We start from the raw sequence: 12,833 nt of genomic DNA on the forward strand, positions 1-12,833 counted from the left end.
GGAAACCGTTGATGGCGCGGCCACCGGGCGTTACCGCCGGGTTTCCGCGCCCTCGCCGGACTCCACGTACTGCTTACTGCTGAGCCGCTTGGCCCTTGTTGATATTCGGCGCCGGTGCGGCCTGGGGCTGCGCCGGGTCGATCGCCGCGTTGGTGTTGCCCGTGGGCAACGCGTCACCACGCATGGAGGCGCGGATCTGCTCGAGCTTGCTGTGCCCGGCCATCTGGACGCTGGCCTGCTGCACCTCCATCATGCGACCCTGCACCGTGTTCTGCGCCAGCTCGGCCGAACCGAGCGCGTTGGCGTAGCGGCGCTCGATCTTGTCGCGCACGGCGTCCAGGCTGGGCGTGGAGCCCGGCGCGGACAGGGTGGAGTCCATCTGCTGCAGCGAAGCCGAGACCTGCTCCTGCATCTTGGCCTGCTCGAGCTGGCTGAGCAGCTTGGTGCGCTCGGCGACCTTCTGCTGCAACATCATCGCGTTCTGCTCGACCGCCTTCTTGGCCTGTGCGGCGGCCTGCAGGGACTGATCGTGCAACACCTTGAGGTCTTCCACCGACTGCTCGGCGGTGACCAGCTGGGCGGCGAACGCCTCGGCGGCGTTGGTGTACTGGATCGCCTTCTCGGTGTCGCCCGCCGCCTGCGCCTGATCGGCCAGGGTGACGGCCTGACGGGCGTTGGCGTTGAGCTTCTCGACCTCGTCGAGCTGGCGGTTCAGCTTCATCTCCAGCTGACGCTGGTTACCGATCACCGACGCCGCCTGCTGCGACAGCGCCTGATGCTGACGCTGCGCCTCCTCGATAGCCTGCTGAATCTGGACCTTCGGATCCGCATGCTCTTCGATCTTGGAGTCGAAGAGGGCCATCATGTACTTCCAGGCCTTCACGAACGGATTAGCCATCGATTGATCCCGCCTCCATCTGTGCGTCGCTCGTGCGACTGGTGGTACGCGACCGTCACGCACCAGATACGTGCTTATCCTTCACCATGCGGCACCCGAACCGGAATGACCGGACCGATCGACGCCTGATGAGAATCTATCCGTTCTCACCAGCGGTGTGCAGCGTCTCGCGCGCCGGGCGCAGGGTTCGCCGCGTCACATTCCCTTCACCAGTACCAGCATCTCGGCCCTCGGGGCCGGGATGACGATGCGGGTGTCTTCGGCGATGCCGATGCGCGCGCCCTGCTCGGCCGCCGCGCTCGCGGAGGCGGATGCCTCGCCCGCGGCGGGTTCGGGCACAGTGGCAGGCTCGGCTTCGGTCGGCTCGCGCTCGGCGGCGGGGCCGGTCAGCGCGGGTTCGCGCGGCGCGGAGCCGTCGGCGCCCGCCATCAGGGTGCTCACATCCCACAGCACGCGCGAGAGCGGCAGGTCGAGTGCCTCGCAGATGCTGGCGAGCAGTTCACTGGAGGCTTCCTTGCGGCCGCGCTCCACTTCCGACAGATAGCCGAGGCTCACGCGCGCCGAGGTCGACACCTCGCGCAGCGTTCGATGCTGGGCGAGACGCGCACGCCGCAGACTGTCCCCGATTGCCTCCCGCAGCAGCGTCATCTCGTTCTCCTCCACCTCGTGTCACCGCCGTAGCGGTGCTCACCTCTTTCTGGCACAACGTCGAGCATGGACCGGTGGTTCCCGAACCTGGCTACTTCACACTGACACAGCGCAGCAACTCCCGCACCGCACTGTGCACCGCACCGAGTCTGATCGTCCACCGGTCACCGTGCAGTTTCAACCGGACCACTTCGCTGTGACGTGGACCGGCCAACCCGAGGTATACCGTGCCGACGGGATGCCCGTCCTGGGAATCGGGTCCGGCGACCCCGGTCAATCCGACACCCCAGTCCGCGCGGCACTGCTCCCGTGCCCCCACGGCGAGCTGTTCGGCGGTCGAGGCGGCCACCGGCCCGTCGGCGCGAAGGAGGGCGTCGTCGACGCAGGCCAGACGGCTCTTGAGGTCGGTGGCGTAGACGATCACACCGCCCCGCAGGACCGCGCTCGCACCGGGAACCCCCGCCACCGTGGCAGCCAGCAGACCGGCGGTGAGCGATTCGGCCGTGGCCACGGTCTGACCCGCCGCGTTCAGGGCACTGACCAGTTCGGCGACCGGCGCACCGTCGACGAGCGGATCGCTCACGAGCGCGACCGTCCACCCGCCAGCCACACTCTGGCCGCCTGCCCCACGTAATCCAGTCCGGTGACCACCGTCAGCGCCACGGCCAGGTACATCAGCCACATGCCCGCGGTGGCGAAGACACCCGAGAGCGGCAGCACCAGCAGCGCGATCGCCACGGATTGCACCAGCGTCTTCAGCTTGCCGCCACGCCCCGCCGGGATCACCCCGCGCCGCACGACCACCAGCCGCAGCAGCGTGATGCCGATTTCGCGGCCGCAGATGACCACGGTGATCCACCACGGCAGATCGCCGAGTACCGACAGCCCGATCAGCGCCGCTCCGATCAGCGCCTTGTCCGCGATGGGGTCGGCGAGCTTCCCGAAATCGGTGACCAACCCGTATTTGCGGGCCAGTTGCCCATCGAAGCGATCGGTGATCGCGGCCACGCCGAACACCGCCGCGGCGATGACCCGCCAGCGAGTGTCGTGCCCGCTCTCGGCGAACAGTGCCAGCACGAACAGCGGCACCAGCACGATGCGCGCGATTGTCAGCACATTGGCGATATTGAGCAGGGGAACGTGGGCCTCCGGCCCTGGGTGCGTCGGTGCCGCCGCACTCAACCCACGATCGATCTCTTCGGGTCGCACGCTCATGCCCTGTCCTCTTGGCATGACCGGGCGCCTTCCGTGGCCACGCAAGCTACCGCCTCCAGGCGCTGACCGTTCATGCGCTGCCCTCTCGGCACTCACCGGCACTGCGCCGAAATCCAACGGTTTCGCGAGCTGTTTGCCCGCACGATCGGTGCCACGCGATCCGGTCGTCGAGCCCGGCGCGATGCGAGGAGCGGAACGACAGGATGTGCGGCACATGTTCAGACTATCGGTAACCCGGCCGACTACTGTGCACCCATGACCTCACGGGGACCCTCGAGTAGTCCGACCAGCGACGCGCCCACTGTGGCGCCTGTTTCCGGCGTGGTCGTGCGACGAGCGCGAACCTCCGATGTCCCCGAGATCAAGCGCCTGGTCGACGAGTACGCCGGCCGCATCCTGCTGGAGAAGAACCTGGTCACCCTGTACGAATCGGTGCAGGAGTTCTGGGTCGCCGAGCTGGACGGACAGGTCGTCGGCTGCGGCGCGTTGCACGTGTTGTGGGCCGATCTGGGCGAAGTACGCACTGTCGCGGTGGATCCCGTCGTCAAGGGCCGCGGAGTCGGCGGCGCCGTGGTCGAGCATCTGGTCGCGGTCGCCCGCGAACTGCAGTTGCAGCGCCTGTTCGTGCTGACCTTCGAGGTGGATTTCTTCGGCAGGCACGGGTTCGTCGAGATCGACGGCACGCCCGTCACCGCCGAGGTGTACGCGGAGATGTGCCGTTCCTACGACACCGGTGTCGCCGAATTCCTCGACCTCAGCTTCGTCAAGCCGAACACCCTCGGCAACACCCGCATGCTGCTGACCCTGTAGAAACTCCATCGCCAGAAAGTGATCGACTGTGCCGATCTTCGCTGTCCACTACACCTACTCCGAGTCCACCGCGGCCGACCGCGCGACCAACCGGCCCGAGCACCGCGGCTGGCTGAACGCGCTCGTCGACGCGGGCACGGTGCTCAGTAGCGGTCCCTACCCCGACGGTTCGGGCGCACTGCTGCTGTTCCGCGCCGACGACGCGCCCTCGCTGACCGAGCTGCTGGGCAACGACCCGTTCGACAAGCTGGACCTGATCGACGCCGTCCGCGTCGTCGAGTGGTTGCCGGTGATGGGCGCCTTCGCCGAGTAGCGCGGCCCGGAGACAGAGCTGCCCGGAACCCCTTGGGGTTCCGGGCAGCGTCGTCCGCGGTGGTGTCAGGCTTTGTTGGTGTTACGGGTGCGCAGCAGGCTCGCCACCGTCGCGATGACCAGAATGCCGATGATCACGCTCAGCGAGAACGCCGTGGAGATCTCCGGCACGCTCACGTGCTCACCACCGTTGATGAACCCCAGCGTGTTCTCGTGCAGCGCGTGCAACACCAGCTTGACGCCGATGAACGCCAGGATCGCCGCCAGACCGTAGGACAGGTACACCAGGCGGTCGAGCAGTCCGCCGATGAGGAAGTACAGCTGGCGCAGACCCATCAACGCGAAGGCGTTGGCGGTGAACACCAGGTACGGCTCCTCGGTGAGACCGTAGATGGCCGGAATCGAGTCGAGCGCGAAGAGCAGGTCGGCGAAACCGATGGCCAGCAGCGCGAGCAGCAGCGGGGTCACCACGCGTTTGCCGTTGATCCGGGTGACGAGCTTGTCACCGTCGTACTCGTCGGTGGTCGGCAGCACCCGCTTGGCCAGCGAGACGATGTAGCTATCGCGTTTCTTCTCGTGTTCGACCTCGTGCCCGCTCTCGCGCAGCAGGTTGATCGCGGTGTAGATCAAGAACGCGCCGAACAGGTAGAACACCCAGCTGTAGGCGCTGATCGCTGCCGCGCCGACCGCGATGAACACACCGCGCATCGCCAGCGCCAGCACGATGCCGATCAGCAGCACCTTCTGCTGGTAGATCCGCGGCACGGCGAAGGTACTCATGATGATGAGGAAGATGAAGAGGTTGTCGACCGAGAGCGCTTTCTCGGTGACGAAGCCCGCGTAGTACTCCCCCGAGAACGTGCCGCCCCATTTCCAGGCGACGAACAGGCCGAACAGCAGCGCCAAGCTGATGTAGACGGCCGACCAGATGCCCGATTCCTTGAAGGTCGGCTCGTGCGGGGTGCGCACGTGGGCGTAGAAGTCGAAGACGAACAGGCCGAGGATCACCAGTCCGGTGATCACCCACTCGAGCGTGGTCACCTGCATGTGGTGGTCCGATCGATGAAGTTCATGTCGCCCATCATGCCCGAATTGTCCGTTTCAGTTGGCTTGCGGAACGATTGCCCGCCATGATTTCACACACATCGGCGGCCCGGCCCACCGCCGCGCAGGCGGAAAAGCCCTTTCGCCCGATTCACGACCGCTGCTACCGTCACCGCATCAACGACCGACGATACAGACCCGAGAGGAGCGAGCCGTGTACGAAACCACCGCGCAGCGACAGCGCCGAACCGCGAAGCACCGGCTCTGCCCCGGTGTTCTGATGTCGGGTACCCGCCTCGCGCGCGCCCGCTTCACCGCCTGATCAGGCGATTGCCGCCCGACTCCGTGTCCGGGCATCTCTCGGCGACCATGAGCCGTGCCAGGTCCCTCCTCGTTCGTCGCCGCCTGCTTCCGGCACGGTCAGAGCAAACCGGGAACGGCGTTACTCGTCCTCGGACGCGCCCGGATCGCCGCCACGAATCGACCACAGCAGACCGTCGAGCTCATCGGGCTTGATCAGCACGTCGCGCGCCTTGGAGCCCTCACTGGGACCCACCACACCGCGTGTCTCCATCAAGTCCATCAACCGGCCCGCCTTGGCGAAGCCGACCCGCAGCTTGCGCTGCAACATCGAGGTCGAACCGAACTGCGAGGTGACCACCAGCTCCACAGCCTGCAGCAGCACGTCCATGTCGTCACCGATATCGGGGTCGACGTCCTTGACCTCGCCGGCCTTGGCCGCGGTGACGCCCTCCTGGTATTCGGGTTCGGCCTGGGTCTTGCTGAACTCGACGACGGCCTGGATCTCCTCGTCGGAGATGAAGGCGCCTTGGAGACGGGTCGGCTTGCCCTGGCCCATCGGCAGGAACAGTCCATCGCCCATACCGATCAGTTTCTCCGCGCCCGGCTGATCCAGGATGACGCGCGAGTCGGTGAGCGAGGAGGTGGCGAACGCCAGCCGCGAGGGCACATTGGTCTTGATCAGACCGGTCACCACGTCCACCGAGGGGCGCTGGGTGGCCAGCACCAGGTGGATACCGGCGGCGCGTGCCTTCTGGGTGATCCGCACGATCGCGTCCTCGACATCGCGCGGTGCGGTCATCATCAGGTCGGCGAGCTCGTCGACGATGGCCAGGATGTACGGGTAGGGCCGGTAGACGCGTTCGCTGCCGAGCGGGGCGGTGATCTTGCCCGATCGCACGTTCTTGTTGAAGTCGTCGATGTGGCGAACCTTGTTGGCCTGCATGTCCTGGTAGCGCTGTTCCATCTCCTCGACCAGCCAGGCCAGCGCGGCCGCGGCCTTCTTCGGCTGGGTGATGATGGGCGTGATCAGGTGCGGAATGCCCTCGTACGGCGTGAGCTCCACCATCTTCGGGTCGATCAGGATCATCCTGACCTCCTCCGGGGTGGCCCGGTGCAGCAGCGAGATCAGCATCGAGTTCACGAAACTCGACTTACCCGAACCGGTGGAACCGGCCACCAGCAGGTGCGGCATCTTGGCCAGGTTCGCCGAGACGAATTCACCCTCGATGTTCTTGCCGAGGCCGATCACCAGCGGATGGTGGTCGTTGCGGGTGTGCGGCGACTTCAGGACGTCGGCCAGGCGCACCAATTCACGGTCGGCATTGGGCACTTCGATGCCAACGGCCGACTTGCCGGGGATGGGCGCGAGCAGGCGCACGTTCTCGGTGGCGACCGCATAGGCGAGGTTGCGGGCCAGCGCGGTGATCTTCTCGACCTTGACGCCGGGACCGAGTTCCACCTCGTAGCGGGTCACGGTCGGGCCGCGCACGAAGCCGGTGACCGCGGCGTCGATCTTGAACTGCACCAGCACCTCGGTGATCGCCTCGATCATCGATTCGTTGGCCGCGGAGCGCTTCTTGGGTGGATCGCCGTCGAGCAGCAGGGTCAGCGGGGGCAGCGTGTAGTCGCCGTCGACGACACGGTCGGTGACGAACTCCGGCTCCGGTAGCGGCAGCGGGGTCTGGTCGACCGGCTTGACCGCAGGCCGCTTACGCGCCGGTTTCGGTGCGGGGGCCGGTGCGGGTGGTTCCTCGATCGGCTTGGCATCGCGCAGCGGCGGTTCGCCGAGCGACTCGGTGACCGCGTCGGAACCGCCGAATTCGTCGGGCGGGTAGTTGTCGTCGGGGTTGCGGCCACGGCGACGGGTTCGGTTGCGGTGCACCGGGAATCCGTCGGCGTCGTAATTCGCCGGATCATAAGGGTCACTGTCGTCGGCGTACTCGCCGAGACCGAAGTACTCACGCAGCTTGGCCGGCACCTCGCGCACCGTGGTCCCGGTGAGCAGCAGCACGCCGAACATCATGGCCAGCAACAGGATCGGCAGTGCGAGCCAGGGTGTGAGGCCCTGGCCGAGCGGTCCGCCGATCGCGTATCCCAACGCGCCCGCCGCCGTGGCGCGGCCGTCCGCGTCGGTCGGGGACCCGGCCGCCAGATGCCACACCCCGAGCGTGGGGAGCACCACGAGCAGCCCACCGAGGACCAGCCGCGGCCGGATCTCCGGATGCGGTTCGGTGCGCATCAGTACCACCGCGAGCGCGACCAGCAGAATCGGCGCCGGCGCGGCCGCGGAACCGGCAATCGCGCGCACGACGTCTTCGAGGAAACGGCCGACCGGTCCGCCCGCCGAGAGCCACATCGCGGCGGCGATGATCGCGCTCAACGCGATGAGCGCCAACCCGATTCCGTCGCGCCGGTGCCCGTGGTCGAGGTCGCCTGCCCGGCTCAGCGTGCGAGTGGTGGCGCCGAGGCCACGCGCGAGCATGGTCCAACTGCTCCCGATGCCGCGGCCGATCACGGACAGGGGTGCGGTGTTGGAAGCGCGTTTGACCGGCCTGCGCACGGGCGTGGTGCGCCCACGTGGAGCCGCCGTCGCTCGCGGGGTCGCCGTACGAGCCCGCGCCGCCGGCGTCTGCCCCCTGGTCGATCCCGCCCGCGCACGAGAGGTCGTGGTGCTGCGGGACTTACCTGCCATGACCATCAGGCTAGCCGCTCCAACACCTCCGAGACCATCCGCAACACTGGTCCCACCCCGCTGACGGGGGCGATCGGACCCGGATGCGCAGGTCGCGGCGCCCCGGTCAGCGCGGGGAAATCTCGCCCGGAACCGCGTTTCGCGGGCCCGAACTTATCGAATCCTTGCCGAAATCCTCTATTTCGGCCGTTCTGGGCTCGCAACGCTGGCGCGAGCAGCGGCCTGCTCGGTACTTTGACAGCGCTCTATCGGGTCGTCGACCCGTGCATATGAAGGGGACGCTACAAGTGAAGAGAATGCTCACCAGCGCGGCCGTGCTGGGTGCCACCGCAGTCGCGATTTTCGCGGGGCACATCGCACCGGCCCAGGCGCAGTCGGGCAATTACGGCGCCATCGCGGTGTCGGTCAAACCGGGGGTTTACGGATACGCAACCGATTACGGCAGCTACGCCGATGCCGAGGCCGGTGCCATGGCGGCCTGCCGACGCGGCGGTGGCGGTGGTGGCTGCGATGTGAAGGTGTCCTACCGCAACGGCTGTGGCGCCATCGCGATCTCGCGCGGGTGGTGGAGCTACGGCTCCGCGTCGACGATCGGCGGCGCCAAACGCGAAGCGCTGAACAACAATCCGGGCAACGCCTACATCAAGCACTGGAACTGCACCAGCGGCTACCAGCTCTAGCCCGACCCGTTTCGACCATGATCATGGGAGTTGTAGTGAACAACCGTCCAGTGAAAACCGCTGCCGTCCTCGTCGCGATCGTCGCGGCGCTCGGCCTCAGCGCGTGCAGTTCCGACGCGGACTCGACCAGCAAGAGCGCGGGCACGACGACCAGCCAGGGCGGCGCCTTCGAATCGGGCGACGCCAAGTCGGGCAAGGAAGAGGGTGGCGAGCCCGCGGCCACCACCGTGCCCAACCTGCCCAAGCCCACCGCCGCCGACCTGAATGCCCGGTTGAACAAGGCCCTGGCCGGTCAGCTCACCAGCGACGAGAAGAAGACCTACATCGAGGACGCCGACCAGGATCCGATGCTGGTCGACAAGTTCGTCGAGGCGGCCAAGCAGAACAACGTGAAGGTCGCCATCACCACCGTCGGTGAACCCGCCGACGGCAAGCTCAAGGCGAACGCCGATGTCACCATCGACGGCACCCCCGTCAAGGACGCCTTCGTCGACTTCGTCGCCGAGGACGATTCCTGGAAGGTCTCGCACGTGTTCGCCTGCAATATCGTGAAGTCGGCCCAGCTCGACTCCGCGGCCTGCCAGGCCTGAGAACCGGCGGACATACAAGAAAACCGCTGGGCGACTGAGTCGCCCAGCGGTTCTCCGTTATCAGTCGATCAGACGGCGACGACCGTCGGCACGATCATCGGACGACGACGGTAGACGTCGGCGACCCAGCGACCCACCACCCGGCGCACGCCCTGGGCGATGCGATGAGTGTCGGTGATGCCCTCACCGGCCAGGCGCAGCAGCTCCGCCTCGACCAGTTCGTTCGCGCCGTCGAGCGCGGTCCGGTCGTCGGAGAAGCCGCGCCCGTTGAGCTCGGGCGTGCTGACCGCCTTGCCGGTGGTCGAGTCGATGACGATGGTGATCGAGATGAAACCACCCTCGCCGAGGACCAGGCGGTCCGACAGGGTCGACTCGCCGACGTCACCGACCGAGAGGCCGTCGACGTAGACGTGTCCGACCGGCACGCGACCGACGATGGAGGCGATGCCGTCGACCAGGTCGACCACCACGCCGTCCTCGGCGAGCATGACCCGCTCCTCGGGCACACCCGTCGCCACGGCCAGTGCGGCGTTGGCGCGCAGGTGGCGCCATTCGCCGTGCACGGGCATGGCGTTGGTCGGGCGCACCGCGTTGTACAGGTACAGCAGCTCACCCGCGGAGGCGTGGCCGGAGACGTGCACCTTCGCGTTCTGCTGGGTGATCACGGTCGCGCCGAGCCGGGCCAGGCCGTTGACCACGGCGAATACCGAGTTCTCGTTGCCCGGGATCAGCGAGGACGCCAGCACCACCAGGTCGTCGGCGCGGATATTGATCTGCCGGTGCTCGCCACGCGCCATCCGCGACAGCGCCGACAGCGGCTCGCCCTGGGAACCGGTGGAGATCAGCACCAGGCGGTTGCCGGGCAGGTTCGCGGCCTGATCGAGGGTCACCACGACATTGTCGGGCACCGTCAGGTACCCGAGGTCCTGCGCGATCTCCATGTTGCGGACCATCGAACGACCGACGAAGCAGACCTTGCGGTTGTACTTCTGCGCGACGTCGACCACCTGCTGGATACGGTGCACGTGGCTCGCGAACGAGGCGACGATGACGCGGTTGGTCGCCTTGCCGATGACATTGTCGAGCACGCCACCGATCTCGCGCTCGGGGGTGACGAAGCCGGGGACCTCGGCGTTGGTGGAGTCGACCAGGAACAGGTCGACGCCCTCGTCGCCGAGGCGGGAGAAACCGGCCAGGTCGGTGAGGCGGCCGTCCAGGGGTAGCTGGTCGAGCTTGATGTCACCGGTGTGCAGGACCACGCCCGCACCGGTACGGATGGCCACGGCCAGCGCGTCGGGAATCGAGTGGTTGACCGCGAAGTACTCGAGCTCGAACGGGCCGTGCACGGTGGTCTCACCCTCGGCGACCTCGCGCAGCTTGGGCTGCAAGCGGTGCTCGCGAGCCTTCGCCGCCACCAGGGCGAGGGTGAACTTGGCGCCGATCACCGGGATGTCCTGGCGCAGGCGCAGCAGGAACGGCACGGCACCGATGTGGTCCTCGTGGCCGTGGGTGAGCACGATCGCCTCGACGTCGGCCATCCGGTGCTCGATGGGCCCGAAGTCCGGCAGGATCAGGTCGACGCCGGGCTGCTGGTCCTCGGGGAACAGCACACCGCAGTCGACGATCAGCAGCTTGCCGCCGTATTCGAACACGGTCATGTTGCGGCCGATTTCGCCGATGCCGCCCAGTGCGAACAGGCGAAGACCGTTCTTCGCCAGCTTCGGCGGCGGGCCCAGCTTGTCGTGGGCGGCCTTCTCGCGCGGCTCGGCGACCGGTGCCGCACCTCGACCGCGACCGCCACCCTGCCTGCCACGACCGCCGCCGCGCGACTGCTCGGCGGCGGGCTTGGTCTTGGCCTCGGCCTGCTTGCCCTTGGCTTCGGTGGCCGGCTTGGTCCTGGCGCGGCGCGGCGCGGTCTTCTTCGCGGTGACGCGTTCCTCGGCGGCGCCGCGCAGGTCGGTACCCGCTTCGGCGTTACCGGCCAGGTTCGCCTCGGCGGCGACCTGCGCGATCGGCTCGGCGATTGCCGGTTCCTTCACCGCCGGGGCGGCCTCGGTCGGAACGACCTTTTTCGCCGCGGCCTGCACACTCTCCACAGGTGTCGGCTCGGGCGCACCGGCGGCGCGCGATGCCGAACGGCGACGGGGCTTACGAGCTACGGGTTCGGTCATGCCGACACCCCCGCGGCCTGTAGATCCAACGCCAGTTCCGCCAGCTGAGCCTGCGTCGGCATCAGCTGGGGCAACCGGGGCTCACCTACGTCGATGCCGAGCAATCGGAGTCCTCCCTTACACATCGCCACACCTCCCAGGCGGGTCATGGCCGCGTACAGCGGCAGTAGTGTCGCGTTGATCTCTCGCGCCCTGGCCACGTCACCGGTGGTGTAGGCCTGGTGGATCTCGCGCAGTCGTTCCGGCACGAGGTGGCCGATGACGCTGATGAATCCGACCGCACCGACCGAGAGCCAGGGCAGATTCAGTCCGTCGTCACCGGAGTAGAAATCCAGATCGGTGGTCGCGATGAGATCGGCTCCGGAGACGAGATCGCCCTTGGCATCCTTCACCGCGACGATGTTGGGATGCTCGGCAAGGCGCCGGATCGTGTCGATGGCGATAGGCACCACCGACCTCGGTGGAATGTCGTAGAGCGTGACCGGCAGGGCGGTGGCGTCGGCGACCGCGGTGAAGTGCGCGATCAGGCCTTCCTGCGTCGGCCGCGAGTAATACGGCGTCACGACGAGCAAACCGTGCGCGCCCGCGTTCTCCGCGGCACGCGCCAGTTCGATCGAATGCGCGGTGTCGTAGGTACCCGCACCGGCGACCACGGTGGCCCGGTCGCCGACGCCGTCGACAACCGCCCGCAGCAGGTCTGCTTTCTCGGTTTCGCTGGTGGTCGGCGACTCGCCGGTGGTACCCGAGATGATCAGCAGGTCGACCCCACGGTCGACCAGGCGTGCCGCCAGGGCGACACCGGCATCGACGTCGAGCTTGCCCGCAGCGCTGAAGGGGGTCACCATCGCGACACCCACCGTGCCGGACGCGCGCAGCTCCGTTGTCGTCGATTCACCGTTCGTCATGGTCAGAAAGGCTACCCGGTCGCCGGATGTGCCTCGACACCCTAGCGCCCGAAGCGGCTGCCGGTGGCTGTTTTTCACCTTGCGTGATGTCATTTGTGACGTCACACTGATGTCATGGATCTGAATGCTCATACCGCGCGGTTGCGCGAGGAACTGATCGCCGCCGCCGCGCTCGGCGACGAGAAAACGCAGGCCACCGCCGCCGCCCTCGCCACGGCGGTGGAGAGCTCGAGCCGGCTGGTGCTGCTCTCGGCGCTGTCGGAACTGGCCGCCGAGATCAGTTCCGAACTCGGTGACCGCACCGTGCACGTCCGGCTGGAGGGCACCGAGGCGAAGGCCGACGTGCGCAAGAACACGCCGTCGGGGGCGGAGGAACCGCAGACTTTCGAGGAGATGACCGGCGACATCAGCCGGGTGACCCTGCGTCTGGTCGAGCAGCTCAAGTCGCGCGCGGAGGAGGCGGCCCAGCAGAACGGCCAGTCGCTGAACTCCTGGCTCTCCGGTGCCGTCAGCGGCGCGTTGAAGGATCAGATGCGCGGATACGGCGGCAAGGGCTGGTAGGCAC

General features: G+C 67.4%; 13 protein-coding genes. 5 read left to right on the forward strand and 8 right to left on the reverse strand.

Going from position 1 to position 12,833, the window contains the following annotated elements:
* Window positions 1-73: 73 nt before the first annotated feature.
* The 4 genes from pspA to pgsA form a co-directional block, all read right to left on the reverse strand.
* Entirely contained in the window at window positions 74-898 is an 825-nt protein-coding gene (gene pspA / locus ACFXKN_RS21055) for a phage shock protein PspA (protein ID WP_062988009.1), read from the reverse strand.
* Between the two features lie 195 nt (window positions 899-1,093).
* Window positions 1,094-1,546: a helix-turn-helix domain-containing protein gene (locus ACFXKN_RS21060; protein ID WP_379433647.1), complete on the reverse strand. Its 453-nt coding sequence runs from the start codon at window positions 1,544-1,546 to the stop codon at window positions 1,094-1,096.
* A 91-nt stretch (window positions 1,547-1,637) separates the two neighbouring features.
* Window positions 1,638-2,129, reverse strand: a complete 492-nt coding sequence (locus ACFXKN_RS21065; RefSeq protein WP_378944397.1) for a CinA family protein — start codon at window positions 2,127-2,129, stop codon at window positions 1,638-1,640.
* Window positions 2,126-2,761 (reverse strand): CDP-diacylglycerol--glycerol-3-phosphate 3-phosphatidyltransferase, encoded by a 636-nt coding sequence (gene pgsA, locus ACFXKN_RS21070; RefSeq protein ID WP_379433648.1) that lies wholly within the window; start codon window positions 2,759-2,761, stop codon window positions 2,126-2,128. The genes ACFXKN_RS21065 and pgsA overlap by 4 nt, the downstream gene beginning before the upstream one ends.
* Before the next feature lie 255 nt (window positions 2,762-3,016).
* Here pgsA and ACFXKN_RS21075 point away from each other — a divergent pair, with 255 nt between their 5' ends.
* Both ACFXKN_RS21075 and ACFXKN_RS21080 read left to right on the forward strand, forming a co-directional pair.
* The gene (locus ACFXKN_RS21075; protein ID WP_378944388.1) at window positions 3,017-3,571 is read left to right on the forward strand and encodes an amino-acid N-acetyltransferase; all 555 of its coding nucleotides are present in this window, start codon (window positions 3,017-3,019) and stop codon (window positions 3,569-3,571) included.
* A gap of 28 nt (window positions 3,572-3,599) precedes the next feature.
* On the forward strand, window positions 3,600-3,884 hold the full coding sequence (locus ACFXKN_RS21080; protein ID WP_378944384.1) for a YciI family protein: 285 nt from the start codon (window positions 3,600-3,602) through the stop codon (window positions 3,882-3,884).
* A gap of 65 nt (window positions 3,885-3,949) precedes the next feature.
* On the opposite strand, the gene ACFXKN_RS21085 is transcribed toward ACFXKN_RS21080, so the two are convergent.
* Together ACFXKN_RS21085 and ACFXKN_RS21090 are read right to left on the reverse strand one after the other, a co-directional pair.
* Window positions 3,950-4,930: a TerC family protein gene (locus ACFXKN_RS21085; protein WP_378944381.1), complete on the reverse strand. Its 981-nt coding sequence runs from the start codon at window positions 4,928-4,930 to the stop codon at window positions 3,950-3,952.
* Window positions 4,931-5,369: 439 nt separating this feature from the next.
* Complete coding sequence (locus ACFXKN_RS21090) at window positions 5,370-7,922, reverse strand: DNA translocase FtsK (RefSeq protein WP_379433649.1); 2,553 nt, start codon at window positions 7,920-7,922, stop codon at window positions 5,370-5,372.
* 296 nt (window positions 7,923-8,218) lie between these two features.
* On the opposite strand from ACFXKN_RS21090, the gene ACFXKN_RS21095 reads away from it, so the two are divergent.
* Together ACFXKN_RS21095 and ACFXKN_RS21100 are read left to right on the forward strand one after the other, a co-directional pair.
* Complete coding sequence (locus ACFXKN_RS21095; protein ID WP_378920280.1) at window positions 8,219-8,602, forward strand: DUF4189 domain-containing protein; 384 nt, start codon at window positions 8,219-8,221, stop codon at window positions 8,600-8,602.
* 35 nt (window positions 8,603-8,637) lie between these two features.
* Complete coding sequence (locus ACFXKN_RS21100; protein ID WP_378944375.1) at window positions 8,638-9,192, forward strand: hypothetical protein; 555 nt, start codon at window positions 8,638-8,640, stop codon at window positions 9,190-9,192.
* Window positions 9,193-9,260: 68 nt separating this feature from the next.
* Here ACFXKN_RS21100 and ACFXKN_RS21105 read toward each other — a convergent pair whose 3' ends face one another.
* Window positions 9,261-11,363: an RNase J family beta-CASP ribonuclease gene (locus tag ACFXKN_RS21105; protein ID WP_379433650.1), complete on the reverse strand. Its 2,103-nt coding sequence runs from the start codon at window positions 11,361-11,363 to the stop codon at window positions 9,261-9,263.
* Window positions 11,360-12,268 carry a 4-hydroxy-tetrahydrodipicolinate synthase gene (gene dapA / locus ACFXKN_RS21110; RefSeq protein ID WP_378944363.1) on the reverse strand — a complete coding sequence of 303 codons (909 nt, stop codon included), beginning with the start codon at window positions 12,266-12,268 and terminating at the stop codon, window positions 11,360-11,362. The genes ACFXKN_RS21105 and dapA overlap by 4 nt, the downstream gene beginning before the upstream one ends.
* A 114-nt stretch (window positions 12,269-12,382) precedes the next feature.
* On the opposite strand from dapA, the gene ACFXKN_RS21115 reads away from it, so the two are divergent.
* A complete protein-coding gene (locus ACFXKN_RS21115; RefSeq protein WP_378944360.1) occupies window positions 12,383-12,829 on the forward strand; it encodes a hypothetical protein in 447 nt (148 codons plus the stop codon).
* The last annotated feature ends 4 nt before the right edge of the window (window positions 12,830-12,833 follow it).

Origin of the sequence: Nocardia sp. NPDC059195, from assembly GCF_042754695.1 — a bacterium.
Taxonomy (GTDB): domain Bacteria; phylum Actinomycetota; class Actinomycetes; order Mycobacteriales; family Mycobacteriaceae; genus Nocardia.

Bases quoted from the DNA above. Each gene is read 5' to 3' on its own strand.
- pspA (WP_062988009.1), bottom strand. From the start codon at position 898: ATGGCTAATCCGTTCGTGAAGGCCTGGAAGTACATGATGGCCCTCTTC.
- ACFXKN_RS21060 (WP_379433647.1), bottom strand. From the start codon at position 1,546: ATGACGCTGCTGCGGGAGGCAATCGGGGACAGTCTGCGGCGTGCGCGT.
- pgsA (WP_379433648.1), bottom strand. From the start codon at position 2,761: ATGAGCGTGCGACCCGAAGAGATCGATCGTGGGTTGAGTGCGGCGGCA.
- ACFXKN_RS21075 (WP_378944388.1), top strand. From the start codon at position 3,017: ATGACCTCACGGGGACCCTCGAGTAGTCCGACCAGCGACGCGCCCACT.
- ACFXKN_RS21085 (WP_378944381.1), bottom strand. From the start codon at position 4,930: ATGCAGGTGACCACGCTCGAGTGGGTGATCACCGGACTGGTGATCCTC.
- ACFXKN_RS21090 (WP_379433649.1), bottom strand. From the start codon at position 7,922: ATGGCAGGTAAGTCCCGCAGCACCACGACCTCTCGTGCGCGGGCGGGA.
- ACFXKN_RS21095 (WP_378920280.1), top strand. From the start codon at position 8,219: ATGCTCACCAGCGCGGCCGTGCTGGGTGCCACCGCAGTCGCGATTTTC.
- ACFXKN_RS21105 (WP_379433650.1), bottom strand. From the start codon at position 11,363: ATGACCGAACCCGTAGCTCGTAAGCCCCGTCGCCGTTCGGCATCGCGC.
- dapA (WP_378944363.1), bottom strand. From the start codon at position 12,268: ATGACGAACGGTGAATCGACGACAACGGAGCTGCGCGCGTCCGGCACG.
- ACFXKN_RS21115 (WP_378944360.1), top strand. From the start codon at position 12,383: ATGGATCTGAATGCTCATACCGCGCGGTTGCGCGAGGAACTGATCGCC.